We start from the raw sequence: 20,513 nt of genomic DNA, 5'->3' as shown, positions 1-20,513 counted from the left end.
CCAGGGATCGCACGCTCCTGAGCCGATAGATTACGGCTGGGAGAGATGGCGCGAAGAGCGCGGCCCAAAGGCGGTCCGTACGCGAGGTGAGAGGTCCCTCACGGATCGGGATGAGGCGACTCCGTTATTGAATCTCGATTCAACACTCTGATCAAACTTCCTGGTAGCAATGTCGGGAAAAGTCTTGCTCATGTTGATTTCTGCTGCAACACTCCTGCTCTGGTCTGCCGTGTCCAGTAAGGTCGCGCGACCCCTCAATCCTCAGCACCAGAAGGAGTAGCGGCCGTGTCCCGTAACCGGTTCACCCGTCGTCTTCCGGCCGCCGTGGCGGTGGCCGGCCTCGCGCTAGCCGTCGCGGCGTGCGGCGGTGGGTCGTCGAGCAGCTCAGACGGCACGACCGCGGCCAAGGCCGAACAGCTCCAGCCCAACGCCGACCTGACCAAGCAGTCGCTCCAGGTGACCGTCTGGCCGGGCTACACCCCGGAGGAGCTGCCGCAGAAGGTCAAGCAGCAGCTCAAGGTCAAGGAGATGGGGATCACCAACCACGACACCAACGAGCTGGCGATGGCCAAGCTGACCGCCTCCGGCGACAGCGGCATCGACGTGGCGTTCGTGTCCGGCCAGTACGCCCAGGCGCTCAACGCCCAGGGCCTGCTGGAGCCCATCCACCCCGAGCTGATCCCCAACCTGGCCAATCTCTACCCCGAGGCCACCCAGCTCTCCTACGACAAGGGCAACAAGTACTCGGTGCCCTACACCTGGGGCACCACCGGCATCTGCTACCGCAGTGACCTGGTGAAGACGCCGCCGACGAGCTGGAACGACATCCTCAAGCCTCCCTCCTGGGCCGAGAAGAAGGTCACCATGATGACCACCGAGCGCTGGCTGGTCCTGCCCGCGCTCAAGGCGCTCGGCTACTCGGTCAACACCGAGAAGGACGAGGAGATCGCCAAGGCCAAGGAGCTCCTGGTCTCGCAGAAGCCGCACCTGCTGCGCTACGACGACACCACCTTCGGCGACCGGCTGAAGTCCGGCGAGGCCATCATGGTCGAGGCGTGGGACGGCTGGTGCCCGACCACGGACGAGAAGCAGAACATCAAGTTCGTGGTGCCGAAGGAGGGCAGCGACCTCTGGGTGGACACCATGGTGATCATGAAGTCCTCCAAGAACAAGGAGGCGGCCCACGCCTTCATCAACATGATCCTCGACCCGGAGATCCACCGCTGGGCGGCGGAGAACATCAACTACAAGGTCCCCAACAAGGCCGCCATGGACAAGGTGACCATTCCCAAGGGCTCGCTGCTGGACATCAAGCCGGCGGAACTGCTCAACGGTGAGTCGATCATCGACCTGGGGCAGGCGTCGACCAAGTTCAGCCGCCTGTCGCAGGAAGTCACGGCCGGATAGTCGTTGGTGCAGTGAGATCCGAGGTCAAGGCCCGGCCGGTGTCCCGTCAGCGGGGTCGCCGGCTGGGCGCGTTCGTTTTCCTTTCGCCAGGTCTGACGTACCTGGTCGTGCTCCTCCTCGTGCCGCTGGCGCTGGTGCTCAGCTACACCGTCTTCCAGCGGGGGCGCTTCGGGGGCATCGTCTACGAGTTCACGCTGGAGAACTTCCAGCGCCTGTTCGACTCGCTCTACCTGAACGTCGTCGGCGACTCGCTGAAGATGGCCACGATCGCCACGCTGATCGCGTTGCTGCTCGGCTACCCGACGGCGTACCTGATCGCCCAGCTCCCGCCGAAGTGGAAGACGATCGCCCTGGTGGCGGTCGTGCTGCCCTTCTGGACGAACTTCATCATCCGCGTCTACGCGTGGATCATCATGCTCAGCAGTCAGGGGCTGCTCAGCTCCCTGCTGGGCAAGGAGATGGAGCTGCTGTACACCCAGGGCGCGATCGTCACCGGGCTGCTCTACTCGTACCTGCCGCTCATGGTGTTGCCGTTGTACTCCTCGATCGAGAAGCTGGACCCGCAGTTGCGCGAGGCGTCGGCGAACCTCGGGGCCTCGGCGTTCACCACGTTCAGGAAGGTGACGCTGCCGCTGACCCTGCCCGGCGCGCTGACCGGGGCGATGTTCGTGTTCGTGCCGAGCTTCGGCAACTTCGTCATCCCCGAGATGCTCGGCGGCAACAAGTCCATCATGGTGGGGAACCTGATCCGCAACCAGTTCCTGGTCGCGCGCGACTGGCCGTTCGGCTCGGCGCTGGTGCTGGCGCTGATCGCGGTGCTGATCCTGCTGCTGCTCGTGCAGGCGTGGGCGGCCCGCCGTGCGTAGACCCAAGCTGCTGTACGTGCCCTTCTGGGTGACCTACGCCTTCCTGTACGTGCCGATCATCGTCCTGGTCGTCATGTCCTTCAACTCCGGCAAGTCGGCCTACACCTACGAGGGCTTCAGCCTCAAGTGGTACGGCGAGCTGGCCGCCGACGAGAAGATCAGGGAGGGCCTGGTCAACACCCTGATCGTGGCCCTGGGCTCGACGGCGATCGCCACCGTGCTCGGTACGCTGCTGGCCGTCGGCCTGGCCCGGTACACCAAGTCGAAGATCCTCGACGCGATCTCGCTCATGCCGGCCGTGCTGCCCGACCTGGTGCTCGGGATCGGGCTGCTGGTCCTGTACGCCCTGATCAACACCTTCCTGGCCCAGTGGGACGCCCAGTTCGCGCTCGGCCTGCCCACGGTGACCATCGCGCACGCCGTGTTCTCGCTGGCGTTCGTCGCGGCGGTGGTGCGCACCCGGCTCACCAACGCCGACACCTCGCTGGAGGAGGCCTCGCGCGACCTGGGGGCCGGGCCGGTGGTCACGTTCATGAAGGTCACGCTGCCGCAGTTGCTGCCCGGGATCGTCGCCGGGGCGCTGCTGGCGTTCACGCTGTCGCTGGACGAGTTCGTGATCGCCTTCTTCACGATCGGCAACGCCGAGCCGACGCTGCCGATCGTCATCTACTCAATGGTTCGTTTCGGGGTGACCCCGAAGATCAACGCGCTGGCCGCGATCCTGCTCCTCGTGAGCTTCACGGCGGTGATCGCCGGGCAGCGGATGACCAAGATCGGGAAATCACGTGCTCAGGATTGACGGGGTCACCCGCAGGTTCGGTGACGTCACCGCGCTCGACGGCGTCTCGCTGGAGATCGAGCAGGGCGAGTTCTTCGCCCTGCTCGGGCCCTCCGGCTGCGGCAAGACCACCCTGCTGCGCATCATCGCCGGGTTCGAGACGCCGGACGCCGGCACGGTCACGCTCGACGGCGAGGACCTGCTGTCCAAGCAGCCCAACCGGCGGCCGATCAGCCTCATGTTCCAGTCATACGCGCTGTTCCCGCACATGACGGTGGCCAAGAACGTGGCCTACGGCCTGGAGCGGGAGAAGCTGCCCCGGCAGGAGATCAAGCAGCGGGTCGGCGAGGTGCTGGAGACCGTGGGCCTGTCGGCGCACGCCTCGCGCAAGCCCGCCCAGCTGTCCGGCGGCCAGCGGCAGCGGGTCGCGCTGGCCCGGTCGATCGTCAAGCGGCCGCGGCTGCTGCTGCTCGACGAGCCGCTGTCGGCCCTGGACAAGAAGGTCCGCGCGGACATGCAGCTGGAGCTCAAGCGGCTGCAGAGCGAGGTCGGCATCACCTTCGTGGTCGTCACGCACGACCAGGAGGAGGCCATGTCGCTGGCCGACCGCATCGCGGTCTTCGACAGCGGCAGCGTGCGCCAGGTGGACGCCCCCGTGGCGCTGTACGAGCGCCCGCGCTCGCCGTTCGTGGCCGACTTCGTCGGGGCGAACAACCTGTTCGAGGGCGTCTGCACCGGCCTGGACGGGATCAAGAGCGAGGAGTTCGGCATGCTGGCCGGCACGCCGCTCGAGGACCTGGCCGCCGACACCAAGGCGCTGCTCGCGGTGCGGCCCGAGAAGATCGAGCTGGCCGACGAGAACGCGGCGCGGGGCCTGAAGGGCAGCGTCCTGGACGTGAGCTTCTACGGCGGCGTCTCGCACATCTCCGTGGACGTGCCCGGACGGGCCAAGCCCGTGCTCGCCGCGGTGCAGGGGGCGAGCACGGTGCAGCCCGGCGCCAAGGTGAAGGTGCGCTGGGAGGCCCAGGACGCCGTCATCATGGCGGTCGATCAATGAGCCAGGTCGTTGCCCGTCGCCGCCCGCGCGTACGACAGGATCAGCTCGGCCGCCTCGTCGGGGCCGATCAGCGGATGCCTGGCGGTGATGCGGTAGCCGTAGGCGTCCTCCAGGGCCACCAGGTTGCGCGCGATGGTCACGGAGTCGGCCGTCAGCCGGAAGACCCCGAGCGCGGCCCCGGTGTCCAGGATCGCCTGGTACATCGACACCTGGCGGTCGTACAGCGAGGTGAGCAGCACGCCGTAGACCCGGTTGCGGCCCGCGGCGCCGCCCAGCTCGTTGAGCAGGCGGACGTCGGGGTCGAGCGGCCCGGTCGGCAACCCCGACCGGATCGTGACGACCAGCTTCTCGACCGGGTCGGTGAAGTCGGCCAGGCGGCGCATGCGCAGCTCGTAGAACCGCTCCATGCCCGCGTGCTGCGCCTCGACCAGCAGTTCGCCCAGGTCGGGGTAGTGGTAGAGCACGGCTCCGGAGGTCAGACCGGCCTCCTCGGCGACGTGCGAGAGCTGCACGCCGTCGATCCCGTGGCGGATGATGGCTCGGCGCGCGGCCTCGATCAAGTCGATGCGCCGGTCACTACGGCTTTTGCGCTGGGCCACGACCACCACCCCCCGTGCGTTTGGTCACCATTCAGATCGGCCGTGACCATAGTGCACTTAACTTGCGCTTCACGCTAGATGAGTATTTGAATTCCTCTTCAATTTGACGAGTTCCCCCGGAGTTCACGATGTCCCTCACCATCCTGTTCATGCCAGAGAGCGCGTACGGCCCCACGAACAACTGCATCGGCGTCGGCGACATTCTCCGCCGTCGCGGGCACCGCGTCGTCTTCGCCGCGGAGTCGTCCTGGAAGGGCAAGCTCGAAGCGCTCGGCTTCGAGGAGGACCTCGTCGACCTGGCCCCGCCGCCCGAGAACGCCGAGGAGCAGGACGCCGGCCAGTTCTGGAAGGACTTCATCCGCGACACCGCGCCGGAGTACCGCAAGAGCACGCTGGAGCAGCTCGACACCGTCATCAAGCCCATCTGGGACTCCCTCATCGACGGCGCCAAGTACTGCGAGCCGCAGCTCAAGGCCATCATCGAGCGGGTGAACCCGGACGTGATCGTCGAGGACAACGTGATCACGTTCCCGGCGCTGCTCACGGCGGGCAAGAAGTTCGTCCGGATCGTCTCCTGCAACCCGCTGGAGGTGCGCGGCGAGAACGTCGCGCCGGTCTTCTCCGGCCTGCCCGCCGACGACCGCTCCGGCTGGGACGCCTTCCGCGCCGAGTACGAGCGCACCCACCGCGAGATCTGGACCGCCTTCAACGAGTGGTGCGTCGAGCAGGGCACCGCCCCGCTGCCCGACCTGGACTTCATCCACGAGGGCGACCTGAACCTGTACGTCTTCCCCGAGATCCTCGACTACACCGACGCCCGCCCGCTCGGCCCGAGCTGGCACCGGCTCGACTCCTCGGTGCGCGAGACCGACGAGGACTTCACGCTGCCCTTCGAGCGCAACGACGGCTCGCTGATCTACTTCTCGCTCGGCTCGCTCGGCTCCTCCGACGTGGAGCTGATGCAGCGCGTGATCGACATCCTGGCCGGCACGCGGCACCAGTACATCGTCTCCAAGGGCCCGCTGCACGAGGAGATCAAGCTCGCCGACAACATGTACGGCGCCGAGTTCCTGCCGCAGACGAAGATCATCCCCCTGTGCGACCTGGTCATCACGCACGGCGGCAACAACACCACCACCGAGGCGGCGCACTTCGGCAAGCCGATGATCGTGCTGCCGCTGTTCTGGGACCAGTACGACAACGCCCAGCGGGTGGACGAGCTGGGCTACGGTGTCCGGCTGTCGACCTACACCTTCACCGACGAGGAGCTGACCGGCGCGGTGGAGCGCCTGCTCGGCGACACCGAGATGCGCGCGAGGCTCGCCGCCGCCGGCGAGGAGATCCGCCGCCGCGACGGCCTGCGCAAGGCCGCCGACCTGATCGAACAGCTCGGCCAGTAGGGATTTCGAGGACTTTCCATGCGTGAACTGATCAACCCCGCCACCGGCCTCCCGTGCGCCGAGATCCCGGACACCCCGGTGGCCGACGTGGCGGCGGCCGTCCGGACCGCCCGGGGCGCGTTCGAGGAGTGGGCGCAGACCACCCCCGCCGAGCGCCAGCGGCTGCTGCTGCGCCTGGCCGACCTGGTGGAGGCCGACGCCGAGGAGCTGACCCGGCTGGAGGTGGAGGAGACCGGCAAGCCGGCGGCCGTGTTCAGGGACGGCGAGCTGCCCTTCGCCGTCGACAACCTGCGCTTCTTCGCCGGCGCCGCCCGTTCGCTCGAAGGGTCGGGGGCCGGGGTGTTCAGCGCCGGTTACACCTCGGTGCTGCTGCGCCGTCCGGTCGGGGTGGTGGGGTCGATCGCGCCGTGGAACTTCCCGTTCGTCATGGCGGTGTGGAAGGTCGGCCCGGCCGTGGCCGCCGGGAACGCCGTGGTCATCAAGCCGGCGCCGCAGACGCCGCGGACGACGCTGCGCCTGGCCGAGCTGTTCGCCAAGGCGGGCGCGCCCGAAGGGCTCGTCCAGGCGGTCACCGGCGACGCCGAGGTCGGCCAGGCGCTGGTGACCGACCCGGGCGTGGACATGGTCAGCGTCACCGGCTCGACCGGCACCGGCCGGGCGGTCATGACCGGCGCGGCGGCCACCCTCAAGCGGGTGCACCTCGAACTCGGCGGCAAGGCGCCCGCCCTGGTCTTCCAGGACGCCGACCTGGCCGAGATGGCCCGCGGCGTGGCCATGGGCGCCACGTACAACACCGGCCAGGACTGCACCGCGGCCACCCGCGTCTACGTCGCCCGCGAGATCTACGACGACGCCGTGGAGGCCATCCGCGCGACTCTCGCCGAGATCACCGTGGGCGACCCCTGGGACCCGGCGACGGACATCGGCCCGCTGATCTCGGCCGCCCACCGCGAGCGCGTGCACGGCTTCGTCGCGCGCTCGGGCGGACGGATCGTGCACGGCGGCGCGCCCGTCGAGGGGCCCGGGTTCTTCTACCCGCCGACGCTTGTGACCGATGTCGCACAGGACAGCGAGATCGTCCAAGGTGAACTTTTCGGACCGGTCCTTGTGGCGCTGCCGTTCGACGGCGAGGACGAGGCCGTCCGGCTGGCCAACGACACCCCCTACGGGCTCGCCTCGTCGGTGTGGTCGCGCGACGTCGCGCGGGCGATGCGCGTGTCGCATCGGCTCGACGTGGGTGTGACCTGGGTGAACGATCACCTGCCGATCGCCAGCGAGGCGCCGCACGGCGGCGTGAAGGGCAGCGGGTTCGGCAAGGACATGAGCCAGGAGGCGGTGCAGGAATATTCGGTGACGCGGCATCTCATGGTCAAGCACGCGGCACCCGTGGAGCGGGATTCGTTCCGGCCCGCCTGAAAACGTGTACGGCGATATGACGCCCAAAGTGTCGCTTTGGGTGCATTTAGTGGGAAATGTACGGTTGGCCGTCTGGTACGGACTGTGTTCCAATTACCCAGCCGGACAGAATCCCATGCGCCACACGCGTGTCTGATTTCTTTCGAGCACGTACCGGCGAGAGGTAGCGAGAGTCAGTGAGGACGGAAAACCCCAGGCACACGAGGTCAGGGGAGTACACAGGCGGAAGGTTCCGGCTGGGGAACTGGCGTGTGCGCTCGAGGTTGATCGCGCTGATCCTCATCCCCACCATCGTGGGCGTGCTCCTCGCGGGCGTGCAGCTCGCCAACGCCATCGGGACGAGCTCCGAGTACCGCCGGCTGACCCAGGTCGCCGAGCTGGTGCAGCGCATCGGCGGGCTCAACCACGAGCTGGCCAAGGAGCGCACGCTCACCGCGTGGTACGTCACCGACCAGTCGAAGGCGGGGCGGTTCGGTCAGCTCAAGACCCAGCGCCTGGCCGTCGACGCGGCCAAGAAGAAGGTGCTGGCCTCGGCCAACGCCATCGACGCCGCGCACTCGGCCCGTATCCGCGACGGTGTGGAGAACATGCGCCGGTGGCTCACCGGCCTCGACAGCCTCCGCGCGTCGATGGTGGCCGAGGGCGTGCCCCCGCGAGCCGCGATCACCACGTACACCACCATGATCGGCGTCTTCTCCGCGATCCAGGGCGACCTGGGCGACGGCGTGAACGACGACGACCTCCAGGGTGACGTGGCCGCCCTCGGCTCGCTGCAGCGGGTCAAGGAGGAAGTCTCCAGGCAGCAGGCCATTCTCATGATCGCGCTCATCGAGCGTGAGCTGGACTACGACGACCTGTCGGAGTTCCTCGGCTCGTGGAGCCGCCAGCAGGCCGAGCTGACCGCCTTCGAGCGGGAGGCCGACCCGGCGGACCTGCGGGCGTACCAGAAGACCATGCGCGGGCCGGACATCGACCGCGCCGACGCCATGCGGCAGCGCGCCCTGGCCCAGGTCCGCGAGTACAACCGGATCCGTGACCTCGACGTCACCTCCGCCCGCGACCTGAGCCGCTGGTACGACAGCACCACCCTGGCCGGCAACACCATGCGCAAGGTCGAGGACTCCCTGGCCACCAAGATCGTGGCCAGGGCCCGCGAGCTGAGCGACACCGAGCAGCGCAACGCCATCATCAGCGGCGCGACCATCCTCGTGCTGCTGCTGCTCGTCCTGATCATCACCACCCGGGTGGCCGGTTCGCTGGTCCGCCCGCTGCGCCGGCTGCGCGCCGAGGCGCTCCAGGTGGCCACCACCCGGCTGCCCGAGACCGTCCGCATCCTGCGCGAGTCCGGCGACGGCGCGCAGATGCCCGAAGTGCCGTCGGTCGGCGTCAACACCCGCGACGAGATCGGTGAAGTGGCGCGGGCCTTCGACGAGGTCCACCGCGAGGCGCTCCGGCTGGCCGGCGACGAGGCCAAGCTGCGCGCCAACGTCAACGCCATGTTCGTCAACCTCTCCCGCCGCAGCCAGACGCTGGTCGAACGGCAGCTGCAGCTCATCGAGGGCCTGGAGCAGGGCGAGGAGGACGAGCAGCGGCTCGCCAACCTCTTCCGCCTCGACCACCTGGCCACCCGCATGCGCCGCAACAGCGAGAACCTCCTGGTCCTCGCCGGCCAGGAGGCCGCGCGCAAGTGGAGCGAGCCGGTGCCGCTGGTCGACATCGCCCGCGCCTCGCTGTCGGAGGTCGAGAACTACGAGCGCGTCCAGATCAAGATCCCGTCCGGCACGCTGATCGTCGGCCCGGCCGTCACCGACGCCGTCCACCTGCTCGCCGAGCTGATCGAGAACGCGATCTCCTTCTCGCCGCGCGAGAGCAAGGTCGAGGTCTCCAGCGTGGCCACCGACGGCGGCGTCATGATCTCCATCAACGACCTGGGCATCGGCATGAGCCCCGAGGAGCTCGCCGAGGCCAACTGGCGCCTGGCCAACCCGCCCGTCGTGGACGTCGGCGTCTCCCGCCGCATGGGCCTGTTCGTGGTCGGCCGCCTGGCCCTGCGCCACGGCATCCGCGTCCAGCTCAGCATGCGGGAGACCGGCGGCCTGAGCGCGCTGGTGATGATGCCCGACATGCTCATCAGCGGCGGCGCCGGCATGCCGCAGCAGCCCGGCAGCCAGTACGAGGCGTTCACCACGTTCGACCCGAGCCAGTTCGGCATCGCCGCCGCGCCCGCCGAGGCGAGCCAGAACGGCGCGCCCGTCTCCGCGCCCGACGCGGCCGACCGGGTGCTGGACACGCAGTGGCCGGGCTCGCTGCCCGCGCCGGGCACCGGCAACTGGCCCTCCTTCGCCGACGAGCCGGCCCAGGAGGAGACCCGCTGGGGATCCTTCGGCGAGGAGCCGGCCCGGGACGAGCCGCGCTGGCCGTCGTTCGCCGAGGAGCCCAAGCCCTCCTTCACCGAGGAGCCGAAGCCGTTCTTCGGCGACGAGCCCAAGCCGTTCTTCGGCGAGGAGCCGAAGCCGGCCTTCGGCGATGCGCCCAAGCCGTTCTTCGCCGACGAGCCGCCCGCGGCCCAGCCCGAGCCGCAGCCGCAGGCCCAGTCCCCGTGGGGCGAGCAGCGCTGGCCCTCCTTCGCCGAGCAGCCCCCGCCGCTGCAGGACGACGAGCCCCGCTGGCCGTCCTTCGCCACCGAGCCGCCGCAGAGCGGGACGGAGGAGCCCCGCTGGTCCTCCTTCGGCTCGCCGTCCTTCGGCGACACCTCGCTCGGCCAGTCGACCTTCAACGAGGAGCCGCCGCGGCGGTCCCTGTTCGAGTCGGTCGACCCGCCGCGCCCCTCGGCGTTCGGCGAGGAGCCCTACCGGGCGGCGTTCGGCGACCTGCCGGGGTTCGGCGCGGAGGAGCCCAAGCCCGCCGACCAGTACGAGCAGAGCCGGCCGGGCGCCTACGGCCCGTTCGGCCAGGGCGACTACTCCTCCCAGGACCTGACCGGCCCGCTCCCCGTGGTGCGCACCTCGCCCCTGGAGGAGCAGAGCGAGGAGTTCCTGCCGATCTTCTCGTCCGTCGGCTCGGACTGGTTCCGCAGGCCCGACCCTGAGCAGCTGCGCCAGCAGGAGCAGGAGCCCGAGCACGAGATCACCGCCGTGCATCCGGCCGTGCCCGCCGATCCTCCTGCGGCCGCGCCGCCCGCCGCCCCGGCGGTGGGCCGGTCCGGGCTGCCGCAGCGCAGGCCCGGCCAGTCGGGCGCCGGCGCGTCGTGGTCCTCGCCGGCCGACTCCGGCTTTCAGGCGGCCCAGGCCGCGGCGCAGCCCGCCCAGGCCGGCACGACGTCCTCGGGCCTGCCGCGCCGGGTGCCCAAGGCCAACCTCGTGCCCGGTACGGCCAGTCTCGCCGAGCCGCAGCCCACGTCGCCGCCGCCGCAGATCTCGCCCGAGCGGTTGCGCAGCAGGCTCTCCAGCTTCCAGCAGGGAGTGCGGCAAGGCCGCGCGTTCACCCGCGGAGAAGAGAATGAGGAGGACAAATGAGAGAGATGAGCCAGGGAGCGCGTGGCATCAGCTGGCTGATCACCGACTTCGTGAACAACGTGCCGGGCGTCGCGCACACCGTCGTGGTGTCGTCCGACGGCCTGCCGCTGGCCTTCTCGGAGGGTTTCCCCAAGGACCGGGCCGACCAGCTCGCCGCGGTCGCCTCGGGCGTGATCAGTTTGACGCAGGGCGCCGCGCGGGTCTTCGAGGGCGGCATGGTCACCCAGACCGTCATCGAGATGCAGCGCGGGCTGTTGATGATCATGTCCATCAGCGACGGGTCCTGTCTGGCCGTCCTCGCGGCTCCCGACTGTGACATGGGACTCGTGGCCTACCAGATGACGCTGCTGGTCGAGCGCGCCGGTCAGGTGCTCACCCCGGCCGTACGCGCTGAGCTGCAAGCGGCCCGCCCCCGCTAGCGGGCGGTGACAGGAGATCATGGTGTCAGGTCAGGGTTGGGCTGGTGATAGCACTCCGCCGCATCCGGCGGCCCCTCGTCCGCAGAAGCCGAGTTCCCTGGTACGGCCCTATGCCGTGACCGGGGGGCGCACCGCGCCGCGGATGAAGTTCGCCATGGAGGCTTTGGTGTCCTCCGTGACGTCGGAATACCAAGACATTTCCCTACTGAGTCCGGAGTATCAGGCGATCATCCAGCTGACCCGGAACGTCCGGTCGGTTGCCGAGATCTCCGCCCTTTTACGCCAGCCCCTTGGTGTGGTCCGGGTGCTGATCGCCGACATGGCGTCGGAGGGCCTGATCCGCGTGCACCAGCCTGCGCTGGACGCGGGAAAGCCGGACCTCAACTTGCTCGAAAGGGTGCTCAGTGGACTTCGCAGGCTCTAGCCCCGGTCTGACCTCGACGAAGATCGTCGTGGCCGGGGGCTTCGGCGTGGGGAAGACGACGTTCGTGGGAGCGGTCTCGGAGATCCTGCCGCTCACCACGGAAGCGGTCATGACGGACGCCTCGGCCCACGTCGACGACGTCTCGCTCACGCCGAACAAGACGACCACCACCGTGGCGATGGACTTCGGACGTGTGTCGCTGGACCGCGACCTGATCCTCTACCTGTTCGGCACGCCCGGACAGCACCGGTTCTGGTTCATGTGGGACGACCTCGTGCGCGGCGCCATCGGCGCCGTCGTGCTGGTGGACACGCGCCGTCTGGCGGACAGCTTCCCCGCCATCGACTACTTCGAAGAGGCCAAGCTGCCCTTCGTCATCGGCATCAACGGCTGGGACGGCCAGTTCGCCCACGCGGAGGACGAGATCCGCGAGGCCCTGTCCGTCGGCGGGCACATCCCGATCGTCCGCCTCGACGCCCGCCAGCGCGACACGGTGAAATCCACCCTGATCACGCTGGTGGAGCACGCGCTCACCCGCCACTCCACCACGCCGGTATAGCCCGACGCGCCCCGGGCGCGCGCATCCCGATCCGCGCGCGCCCGCTGACGCGGCGGCAGCCGCGCCGACCTGCGCCGACCTGCGCCGACCTGCGCCGACCTGCGCCGACCTGTGCCGATGGACGGGCCGCGGGTGGGGAACGAATGACGGCATGTCCACACCTGAGAGCGAGGCGGACCCCACGGCGGTCGTCGTGGCCGACGCCGAGGGCGTCGTGGTCGGCTGGACCCGCGCGGCGCAGCAGCTCTTCGGCCACCGGGCCCCCGACGTGCTCGGCCACGGCCTCGGCCTGCTGCTCGCGCCGGACGACGCGCGATCACCCCTGCGGGCCGGGCCGGAGCACTGCTCGGGGCAGCGGCCGGAGCACTGGCCGGAGGACTGGTCGGGGCAGCGGCCGGAGCACTGGCCGGAGCACTGGTCGGGGCTGCAGGAGATCCGCCGCCGCGACGGCTCCCGGCTGCTCGCGCACGTCGAGGGCGCCCGGCTGCGCACGCTCGACGGCCGGGCGTCCTGGCTGCTGACCGTCCGGCCGGTGGCCGGCGGCGGCCGTCCGGTGCTGGAGTCGCTGATGAGCCGCACGCCCGTCGGCATGGCGATCTGGGACCTCGGCCTGCGCTGCGTCTGGCTGAACGACGCCGCCCGGCGCCTGCGCGTGGTCTTCCCCCACTACGAGGTGGGCCGCGCGCTGACCGATCCGCTGCCCGGCGCCGACACCCGCTCCGCCGTGGAGGCCATGCGCAGGGTGCTGGCCGACGGCGTCCCGCAGGTGGACCGCGAGGCGCGCTGGACATCACCCGACCGGCACGTCGAACGCACCCTGTCGACCTCCCTGTTCCGCCTCGAAGGTGTGGACGGCCGCCCGCTCGGCGTGCACTCCGTCGCCATCGACATCAGCGACAGCCGCGCCCGCGACCGCCTGGCCCTGCTGCGCGCGGCCAGCGTGCGCGTCGGCAGCACCCTGGACGTCTGGAAGACCGCCCAGGAGCTGGCCGAGCTGGCCGTGCCGGTGCTGGCCGACTACGTCACCGTGGACCTGGCCGACTACGTCACCGTGGACCTGGCCGAACAGGTGCTGCCCGACACCGTGCCGTTGCAGCGGCTGGCCGCCACGGCGACGAGCGTGCCGGTGTTCCGCCGGGCGGGGGTGGCCTCGATCCACCAAGGCGTGCCCGAATCGCTCTGGCCGCGCGGGCAGGCGGTGTTCGTGCCGCCGTCGTCGCCGTTCACGGCGGTCCTGGCGTCGGGGCGGGCGCACTTCGAGCCCGTGCTGGACACCTCGCCCGGCACCTGGCTCGACCAGGATCCCGAGCGGGCCAGGGTCATCCGCGCCACCGGCATGCACACGCTGATCATCGTGCCGCTGGCGGCCAGGGGAGAGGTGCTGGGGATCGCGGTGTTCGTCCGCACCGACAACCGGGAGCCGTTCACCAGGGACGACCTGCTGCTCGCCGAGGAGCTGGGCACGCGGGCGGCGCTGAGCCTGGACAACGCGTGGCGTTACACCCGCGAGCGCAACGCGGCGCTGGCCCTCCAGCGCGACCTGCTGCCGCGGAACCTGACCGGCGGCGGCGCGGTGGACCTGGCCACGCGCTACCTGCCCGCCGACGTCCACGAGGGCGTCGGCGGCGACTGGTTCGACGCGATCCCGCTGGGCGGCGGGCGGGTCGCCCTGGTCGTCGGCGACGTGACCGGGCACGGCATCAACGCCGCCGCCACCATGGGACGCCTGCGCACCGCCGTGCGCACCCTCGCCTACGTGGGCCTGCCCCCGGACGAACTGCTCGCCCACCTCGACGCCCTGGTCGTCCGGCTGGCCGAGGAGGACGCCGACGCCGGCGGCCTGCCACCCGACCTCACCGGTGCCACCTGCCTGTACGCCGTGTACGACCCCGCCACCCGGCGCTGCGCGATGGCGGCGGCCGGCCACCCGCCCCCGGCGATCGTCACCCCGGACGGCGCGGTCACCTTCCCGCGCCCGCCCACCGGCACCCCGATCGGCCTGGGCCTGGGCGACTTCCGCCCGCTCGACCTGGAACTGCGCCCCGGCAGCCTGATCGCGCTCTACACCGACGGCCTGATCGAGACCCGCGAGGCCGACATCGAGGCGGGCATCGACCGCCTGGCCGCCGCGCTGACCGCAGCCGTGACCGCAGCTCCCGGGCTGGACGACTTCTGCACCTCGGTCATCAGCGCCATGACCGGCGACCGGCCACCGGAGGACGACATCGCCCTGCTGGTGGCCCGCACCCGCGGCTGAGACCGCGCGCCCGCCCGCGGGTCAGACGGTGGCGGCGTGGCCGCGCACCAGACGGCCGACCTCGGCGCGCAGGTGCACGAAGTCGGGGTGCTCGCGGGTGGTGATCTGGTCGCGCGGCGCGGGCAGGTCGACCTTGAGGTCGCCGACCACGTGCGCGGGGGCCTTCGACAACACCACGACGCGGTCGCCGACGTAGACGCTCTCGTCGATGTCGTGGGTGATGAGCACGATCGTCATCTGGTGGTGGCCGCGCACCTTCAGCACAAGGTCTTCCAGGTCTTCGCGGGTCTGGGCGTCGACCGAGCCGAACGGCTCGTCCATGAGCATGAGCGAGGGCCGGTAGGCCAGCGCCCGCGCGATCGCCACCCGCTGCTGCATGCCGCCCGAGAGCTGGAACGGGTACTTCTTCTCGGCGCCCTGGAGCCCGACCGACTCCAGCGCCTCCTGGGCGGCCTCGCGGCGCTGCTGCTTGTCCATGCCCCTGCGGCGCAGCGGCAGGGCCACGTTGTCGGCCACCGACATCCACGGGAACAGCGAGCGGCTGTAGTCCTGGAAGACCACCGCCAGGTTGTCGGGGGTCTGCCGCACCAGCTCGCCCTCGACCCTGACCTCGCCGCCCGTCGGCCTGATCAGCCCGGCGATGGAGCGCAGCAGGGTCGACTTCCCGGCCCCCGACGGCCCGACGATGCACAGCAGCTCGCCCGCGGCGACGCTCAGGTTCAGCCCTTCGATGGCGTGGTGAGCGTTGGGGCCACCGCCGCCGTACACGTGGGAGAGGTTCTCGATCTCGAGCATGGATGTCCTAGGGGGCGAGGCCGCGAGCGGAGGACCGACTCGGGAAGCCGGAAATGTCGGTATGGCTCTACGGTGTCGGATCTTACCCTTGAGTCTTCGCGGCTGTCATGGGATGCGTACGCTCCACGACTCCCGCTCGTTCAGCGCCCGGACGTCGGCGTCGGAGATACGCCGCTGCGCCCCGGCCATGGCGGCCAGCTCGGCCTCCGTCAGCACGTCGGCGATGTCGGCGAACCCGTCGGGCGCGCGCTCGGTCACCAGCCCGATCGTATCCTCGATGGGCAACGCCCGATGCGCCAGCACCAGCGCCGACGTGGGCGGACGCCGTTCCTCCTCGTACGCCTTGAGCGCCGTGACCGGGTCACCGCACGTCGCCAGGCACCGGGCCAGCACCCGCGCGTCGAGCACCGCCTGCGAGCCGCCGTTGGAGCCGATCGGGTACATCGGGTGCGCGGCGTCGCCCAGCAGCGTCACCCGGCCCTCTCCCCAGACGGGCAGCGGGTCGCGGTCCACCATCGGGTACTCCAGGATGCGCGGGGAGGCCGCGAGCAACCCCTGGACGTCGGCCGGCCGGTACCGCCAGCCGGCGAAGTGCGCCGCCACCTCCTCCAGCCGGCCCTCGCGCGACCAGTCGGCCTCCGCGGCGACGCCGGGCTCGGCCACCTTGACCTCGGCCACCCAGTTGACCAGCCGGGGGTTCCTGGCCGAGATGTGGTAGGTGACGAACTTCCCGGCCCGGTTGGAGCCGCCGACCAGCACGGTGGCGCCGTCCAGGACGGGGTCGGCCTCGGCCACCCCGCGCCACATCCTGATGCCCGCCCACAGCAGGGGGTCGTCCGACGGGTGCAGCAGCGCCCGTACCGTGGACTGCACGCCGTCCGCGCCGACGAGCACGTCCACGCGTTCCTCCACGAGCTCGCCGCCCTGCCGGAGCCGGACGAGGACCTCCCCGCCGTCCTGCTCGAAGCCCTCCAGCCGGACGCCCGTCCGCACCGGGACGGCGCGTTTCTCGACCGCGGCCAGCAGCGCCATCTGCAGCTCGCCCCGGTGGATGCTGTACTGCGGCCAGCGGTAGCCGGCCGAGCGCCCGCGCGGCAGCGCCAGGATCACGTTGCCGTGCCGGTCGGCGAAGGTCATGAAGGTCGTCTCCACGCCCAGCGCGGCCAGCTCGCCGGCCAGCCCCAGCTCGGTCAGCTCCCGTACGGCGTGCGGTTGCAGGTTGATCCCGACGCCGAGCGGCCTCAGCGTGGCGGCCGCCTCCACGACCACGCACTCCAGCCCGGCCGCCGCCAGGCTGAGCGCGGTGGTGAGCCCGCCGATCCCGGCGCCCACGACCATCGTCCTCACGTCGCCCCCAGTGGTCTCGATCCGGTCCCACGTGTCCCTGACGGGGAACATGACGATAAGTTTCTCGCCCTTTGCAGGCCGAAGACCAGAGTTATCCCATTAACCTCGTTCCTATCTGGGTGTGAGGTGTGTGATGCGCGGATTCAGTGACGGGGAGTTCGCCTACCTGCTCGAGCACGACCTGGCGCGGCTCGCCACGGCGGGAGCAGGGGGAACGCCGCACGTCGTGCCCGTGCGCATCCATCTCCAGCCGGACCGCGGCATGATCGCGGTCGGCTCCCGCCTGCTGCCCGGCGGCGTGCGTCCCCGGCGGTACCGCCGCGACGTCCGGGACAACCCCGAGGTCTCGCTCGTCGTGGACGACTTCACCGAGGACGGGCCGCGCGGCGTCCTCGTCCAGGGGGTCGGGCGGGTCCACGCCAAGGGCGGCGAACGGCTGAAACCCGGGTACGAGCCGGTGTGGGTGGAGATCATGCCGCTGGCGGTGGCGTCGTGGGGCATCGACTCGGGCGCCTACGAGCCGCCGCGCAGCCGTCCGGTCGCCGCCGGCACGTTCACTGCTCCGTGAGCCGCTGCGCGCCGAGGTGCCAGGCCAGCACCCGCCGCTCGGCCACCAGGAACAGCTCGTTGAGCAGGTAGCCCAGCACGCCGAGCAGCACGATCCCGGCCCACATCGCGGGCAGGTCGAACGTCGAGTACGCGGTGGTGAGCTGGAACCCGATGCCGTTGGAGGCCCCCGGCAGCAGCTCGGCGAAGACCATGACGATCAGCGAGAGCGACAACGACAGCCGCAGCCCGGCGAACATCTTCGGCAGCGCCGACGGCAGGACGACCCGCAGCAGGCGTTCGGTCCGCGACAGCCGGAACACCCGCCCGGTGTCCAGGTGCAGCGGATCGACCGCCCGCGCGCCGTCGGCGGTGTTGAGCAGCACCGGCCACACGACGCTGAACATGATGAACGCCAGCTGCATGCGCAGCCCGAAGCCGAACACCACCAGGAACACGGTGACCAGCGCGGGCGGCGGGATCGCGCGCAGGAACTGCAGCACGCCGTCGAGATAGTCGTAGACCCGCGCCGACAGTCCGAACGCCAGCCCGAGCACCACCCCGGCCACCGCCCCGCCGGCGAACCCGGCGGCCATCCGGCCCAGGCTCGGCAGGACGTCGTCCATCGCCGCGCCGGTCAGGAACAGGCTGCCGGGCGGGCCGGAGAACCACATCTGGTGCATCCGGGCCACGATCGTCGTCGGCGGCGGGAAGAACGAGCTGGCCGCCAGGCGCGTGCCCGCCTCCCAGGCCAGGACCAGCACGGCCAGCACGGCCACCCGGAACGCCGTGCCGCGCGTGCGCCCGCGCGCCGACGGCCCGCGCCCGGTCACGACCCCTCCGTCAGCCGGGCGTGGTGCCAGCGGAAGGCGCGCTGCTCGGCCGCCACCAGCAGCGCGTTGACCAGCACGCCGAACAGCCCCACCCAGAACACCCCGGCCAGGATGTCGGTCATCCTGGCCGGGACCGCGATCCCGGCGAAGAAGATGAACACGCCGATGCCCTCCCCGCGCCCGGCCACGATCTCGGTGCTGACGGTCAGGATGAGCGCCACGGACGCCGCCAGCCGCACGCCCGTGGCGATGAACGGCGCCGCCGACGGCAGGCTGACGCGCAGCAGCACCGACAGCGGGCCGAAGCCGTAGGAGCGCAGGGTCTCCTTGGCCACGGGGTCGACGCCGCGCAGGCCGTACATGGTGTTGTAGAGGATGGGCCACATGGCGGCGTAGAGCACGAGCGTGACGCGGAGCTGCAGGCCGGTGCCGATCACGAGGGCGACCAGCGGGATCAGCGCCACCGAGGGGATCGGCCGCAGGAACTCCACCACCGAGCGGGTGGCCGCGTCGATCACCGGCACGCTGCCGAGCAGCAGCCCGAGCGGCACCGCCACCAGCACCGCGAGGCCGAGCCCGAGGGCCCAGGCCAGCAGGCTGGTGCGGGCATGGGTCAGGAAGGCCGGATCGGCGAGCAGCGCCAGGCCGCGCCCGACGATCCGCGTGGCCGGCGGCAGCACCTCGGCGTCCACCAGCCCCGACCGGCTCAGCAGCTCGACGAGGACGGCGAAGCCGGCCGCCCCCGCCGCCCGGCGCGACCACCGCGTGGCGGCGCCGGCCGGACGGCGGACGACGCCCGTCGCAGTACTGCTCACCCCGACGTCGTCGGCGACATCAACGTCTTGACGTCGATCTCCTTGCCCAGCCACTTGGCCTCCCACATCCAGTCGGCCACCCGCTGCAGCCGCACCGGGTTGTCGGAGCTGGAGAAGTAGGGGAAGGTGACCGTCGCCGCCGTGGACGCGTCGATCTGCGTGAAGTTCGGCAGCACCTTGGCCACCACCTCACGGTTGTTCTCCATCAGCTTGGCCGCGTTGTGGATGGCCCGCTGGAAGGCCGCCGCGGTCCTCGGGTTCTTCTCGTACCAGTCCTGGGTGCTGATGTATCCCGAGATCGGGAACTCCGCCGCCGGCCCGGAGGCCGGGTCGAGGATCTTGCGCGCGCCCATCGACGAGGTCGCCGCGGTGACCTGCGGCTCGCCCAGGTAGGCGGCGTCGATCTGGCCGCTCTTCCACGAGGCCATGATGTTCTGGAACGTCACGGGGACGTACTTGATCGTGGCGGGGTCGATGTTGTTGGCCTTGAGCACCTGGGTGAGCGCGAGCTCCTGGAAGTTGTGCAGGACGTTGACGTTGATCGTCTTGCCCGCGAGGTCCTTCGGCGTCTTGATGGGGGAGTTGGGCAGCGCCATGATGCTGAGCGAGTCGGGGGCGGCCCGCGAGCCCTCGGCGAGCACGTGGATCTTGATCGCCCCCTTGTCGTGCGCCTGGAACATCGACACGTAGTTGCCGAACATGGCGTCGATCTCGCCGTTGACCAGCATGGGGATCGCCTCGGGGGCGGCCTGGACGACCTGCGGGGTGACGTCGAGACCCTCCTGCTCGAAGAGCTTCTGGTCGATGGCGACGTAGATGGCGGCACTGTCGATGGCGGGCAGGGTGGCGATCTTGAGCTTCGTCTTCTCCAAGGCGCCGCCGCCGCCGTTCGCGGAGGCGGAGGGTGGTGCGCTGGCGGTGGTTGAGCCGCCGGTGCTGCACGCTACGGCGCCTAAAGTCACAGCGAACCCGATGATGGCGGCCTTGGCGGAGCGGCCAAGCCTCATGTCAGGGACTCCCTTCAAGACGTGGAGCCGGGGGGACCGGGTGGCTGAACTGCCCCCGGGGCTGAGTGCCTGACGAACAAGCAGGAATCGACCGTAGCACCACATTGGCAGTCATTATCAAGAAAATGACTCTTGTGGTTGCAATGTCCGTTTGCCGCTCTATCGTAAATAGAGGCGTGAGATGTCTTTGTCCGTTTTGGGAAAGAGGGTGGCGACCGGGGCGTCTGTTACTGGTGGGACTAGCTGATGTGGATCGTTCCGCGGGCGGAAGGGGGCTTGCGGAACACGTTTCGGCTGCCCGTTTTTGCAGGTAAACGGCGGTCTACCAATTTTGTCACAATTTTTGGACAATCCGGGATATAAGCCTCAGAGGGGCACTATAGGTGGTTGGTCCTGACCGGCACCTGTGCTCAAATGGCCCTCATCTCGATTGTACATATTGCCCCACGTGCATTTACCTGCATGGTCTTCGA

18 protein-coding genes are annotated in these 20,513 nt (G+C 70.1%); 12 read left to right on the top strand and 6 right to left on the bottom strand.

Annotated features, from left to right (window positions below):
• Positions 1–285: 285 nt before the first annotated feature.
• The 4 genes from ACFYYW_RS06190 (at position 286) to ACFYYW_RS06175 (ending at position 4,108) form a co-directional block, all read left to right on the top strand.
• Entirely contained in the window at positions 286–1,407 is a 1,122-nt protein-coding gene (locus ACFYYW_RS06190) for a spermidine/putrescine ABC transporter substrate-binding protein (RefSeq protein WP_352321443.1), read from the top strand.
• A gap of 107 nt (positions 1,408–1,514) precedes the next feature.
• A complete protein-coding gene (locus ACFYYW_RS06185) occupies positions 1,515–2,273 on the top strand; it encodes an ABC transporter permease (RefSeq protein ID WP_352321445.1) in 759 nt (252 codons plus the stop codon).
• Positions 2,266–3,072, top strand: coding sequence for an ABC transporter permease (locus ACFYYW_RS06180; RefSeq protein WP_352321447.1), 807 nt, complete (start codon positions 2,266–2,268; stop codon positions 3,070–3,072). The genes ACFYYW_RS06185 and ACFYYW_RS06180 overlap by 8 nt, the downstream gene beginning before the upstream one ends.
• Positions 3,059–4,108: an ABC transporter ATP-binding protein gene (locus ACFYYW_RS06175; RefSeq protein WP_352321449.1), complete on the top strand. Its 1,050-nt coding sequence runs from the start codon at positions 3,059–3,061 to the stop codon at positions 4,106–4,108. The genes ACFYYW_RS06180 and ACFYYW_RS06175 overlap by 14 nt, the downstream gene beginning before the upstream one ends.
• Here ACFYYW_RS06175 and ACFYYW_RS06170 read toward each other — a convergent pair.
• Positions 4,102–4,707: a TetR family transcriptional regulator gene (locus ACFYYW_RS06170; protein ID WP_352321451.1), complete on the bottom strand. Its 606-nt coding sequence runs from the start codon at positions 4,705–4,707 to the stop codon at positions 4,102–4,104. The genes ACFYYW_RS06175 and ACFYYW_RS06170 overlap by 7 nt on opposite strands.
• A 128-nt stretch (positions 4,708–4,835) precedes the next feature.
• On the opposite strand from ACFYYW_RS06170, the gene ACFYYW_RS06165 reads away from it, so the two are divergent.
• From ACFYYW_RS06165 to ACFYYW_RS06135, 7 genes are all read left to right on the top strand, one after another.
• Complete coding sequence (locus ACFYYW_RS06165) at positions 4,836–6,107, top strand: glycosyltransferase (RefSeq protein WP_387645724.1); 1,272 nt, start codon at positions 4,836–4,838, stop codon at positions 6,105–6,107.
• 18 nt (positions 6,108–6,125) lie between these two features.
• Positions 6,126–7,523: an aminobutyraldehyde dehydrogenase gene (locus tag ACFYYW_RS06160; RefSeq protein ID WP_352321455.1), complete on the top strand. Its 1,398-nt coding sequence runs from the start codon at positions 6,126–6,128 to the stop codon at positions 7,521–7,523.
• A gap of 251 nt (positions 7,524–7,774) precedes the next feature.
• Positions 7,775–11,038 (top strand): nitrate- and nitrite sensing domain-containing protein, encoded by a 3,264-nt coding sequence (locus ACFYYW_RS06155; RefSeq protein ID WP_387645720.1) that lies wholly within the window; start codon positions 7,775–7,777, stop codon positions 11,036–11,038.
• 5 nt (positions 11,039–11,043) lie between these two features.
• Positions 11,044–11,457, top strand: a complete 414-nt coding sequence (locus ACFYYW_RS06150; protein WP_201760494.1) for a roadblock/LC7 domain-containing protein — start codon at positions 11,044–11,046, stop codon at positions 11,455–11,457.
• 19 nt (positions 11,458–11,476) lie between these two features.
• Positions 11,477–11,881, top strand: coding sequence for a DUF742 domain-containing protein (locus tag ACFYYW_RS06145; RefSeq protein ID WP_055507219.1), 405 nt, complete (start codon positions 11,477–11,479; stop codon positions 11,879–11,881).
• 7 nt (positions 11,882–11,888) lie between these two features.
• A complete protein-coding gene (locus tag ACFYYW_RS06140; protein WP_352321483.1) occupies positions 11,889–12,440 on the top strand; it encodes an ATP/GTP-binding protein in 552 nt (183 codons plus the stop codon).
• Between the two features lie 151 nt (positions 12,441–12,591).
• Positions 12,592–14,697 (top strand): SpoIIE family protein phosphatase, encoded by a 2,106-nt coding sequence (locus ACFYYW_RS06135; RefSeq protein WP_387645717.1) that lies wholly within the window; start codon positions 12,592–12,594, stop codon positions 14,695–14,697.
• A gap of 21 nt (positions 14,698–14,718) precedes the next feature.
• Here the strand turns inward: ACFYYW_RS06135 and ACFYYW_RS06130 are convergent, their stop codons facing one another.
• On the bottom strand, positions 14,719–15,492 hold the full coding sequence (locus ACFYYW_RS06130; protein ID WP_352350276.1) for an ABC transporter ATP-binding protein: 774 nt from the start codon (positions 15,490–15,492) through the stop codon (positions 14,719–14,721).
• A gap of 105 nt (positions 15,493–15,597) precedes the next feature.
• Entirely contained in the window at positions 15,598–16,890 is a 1,293-nt protein-coding gene (locus tag ACFYYW_RS06125; RefSeq protein ID WP_387645714.1) for a flavin-dependent oxidoreductase, read from the bottom strand.
• A gap of 82 nt (positions 16,891–16,972) precedes the next feature.
• Between ACFYYW_RS06125 and ACFYYW_RS06120 the strand changes: the two genes are divergently transcribed.
• Entirely contained in the window at positions 16,973–17,407 is a 435-nt protein-coding gene (locus ACFYYW_RS06120) for a pyridoxamine 5'-phosphate oxidase family protein (RefSeq protein WP_364324477.1), read from the top strand.
• Here ACFYYW_RS06120 and ACFYYW_RS06115 read toward each other — a convergent pair.
• From ACFYYW_RS06115 to ACFYYW_RS06105, 3 genes are read right to left on the bottom strand one after another with little or no spacing between them, the layout of a single operon-like run.
• The gene (locus tag ACFYYW_RS06115; protein WP_387645711.1) at positions 17,394–18,218 is read right to left on the bottom strand and encodes an ABC transporter permease; all 825 of its coding nucleotides are present in this window, start codon (positions 18,216–18,218) and stop codon (positions 17,394–17,396) included. The genes ACFYYW_RS06120 and ACFYYW_RS06115 overlap by 14 nt on opposite strands.
• A complete protein-coding gene (locus ACFYYW_RS06110) occupies positions 18,215–19,033 on the bottom strand; it encodes an ABC transporter permease subunit (RefSeq protein ID WP_352321468.1) in 819 nt (272 codons plus the stop codon). Before ACFYYW_RS06110 ends, ACFYYW_RS06115 begins: the two co-directional genes overlap by 4 nt.
• Positions 19,030–19,905 carry an ABC transporter substrate-binding protein gene (locus ACFYYW_RS06105; RefSeq protein WP_364389040.1) on the bottom strand — a complete coding sequence of 292 codons (876 nt, stop codon included), beginning with the start codon at positions 19,903–19,905 and terminating at the stop codon, positions 19,030–19,032. The genes ACFYYW_RS06110 and ACFYYW_RS06105 overlap by 4 nt, the downstream gene beginning before the upstream one ends.
• Between the last annotated feature and the right edge of the window lie 608 nt (positions 19,906–20,513).

Origin of the sequence: Nonomuraea sp. NPDC001831, assembly GCF_042892035.1 — a bacterium.
Lineage (GTDB): Bacteria > Actinomycetota > Actinomycetes > Streptosporangiales > Streptosporangiaceae > Nonomuraea.
This window is presented reverse-complemented; position numbering and strand designations above follow the sequence as displayed.

What these genes read in the sequence shown, in the direction of transcription:
- ACFYYW_RS06165 (WP_387645724.1), top strand. Translation starts at nt 4,836, where the DNA reads ATGTCCCTCACCATCCTGTTCATGCCAGAGAGCGCGTACGGCCCCACG.
- ACFYYW_RS06160 (WP_352321455.1), top strand. Translation starts at nt 6,126, where the DNA reads ATGCGTGAACTGATCAACCCCGCCACCGGCCTCCCGTGCGCCGAGATC.
- ACFYYW_RS06150 (WP_201760494.1), top strand. Translation starts at nt 11,044, where the DNA reads ATGAGCCAGGGAGCGCGTGGCATCAGCTGGCTGATCACCGACTTCGTG.
- ACFYYW_RS06145 (WP_055507219.1), top strand. Translation starts at nt 11,477, where the DNA reads ATGGTGTCAGGTCAGGGTTGGGCTGGTGATAGCACTCCGCCGCATCCG.
- ACFYYW_RS06135 (WP_387645717.1), top strand. Translation starts at nt 12,592, where the DNA reads ATGTCCACACCTGAGAGCGAGGCGGACCCCACGGCGGTCGTCGTGGCC.
- ACFYYW_RS06130 (WP_352350276.1), bottom strand. Translation starts at nt 15,492, where the DNA reads ATGCTCGAGATCGAGAACCTCTCCCACGTGTACGGCGGCGGTGGCCCC.
- ACFYYW_RS06125 (WP_387645714.1), bottom strand. Translation starts at nt 16,890, where the DNA reads ATGTTCCCCGTCAGGGACACGTGGGACCGGATCGAGACCACTGGGGGC.
- ACFYYW_RS06120 (WP_364324477.1), top strand. Translation starts at nt 16,973, where the DNA reads ATGCGCGGATTCAGTGACGGGGAGTTCGCCTACCTGCTCGAGCACGAC.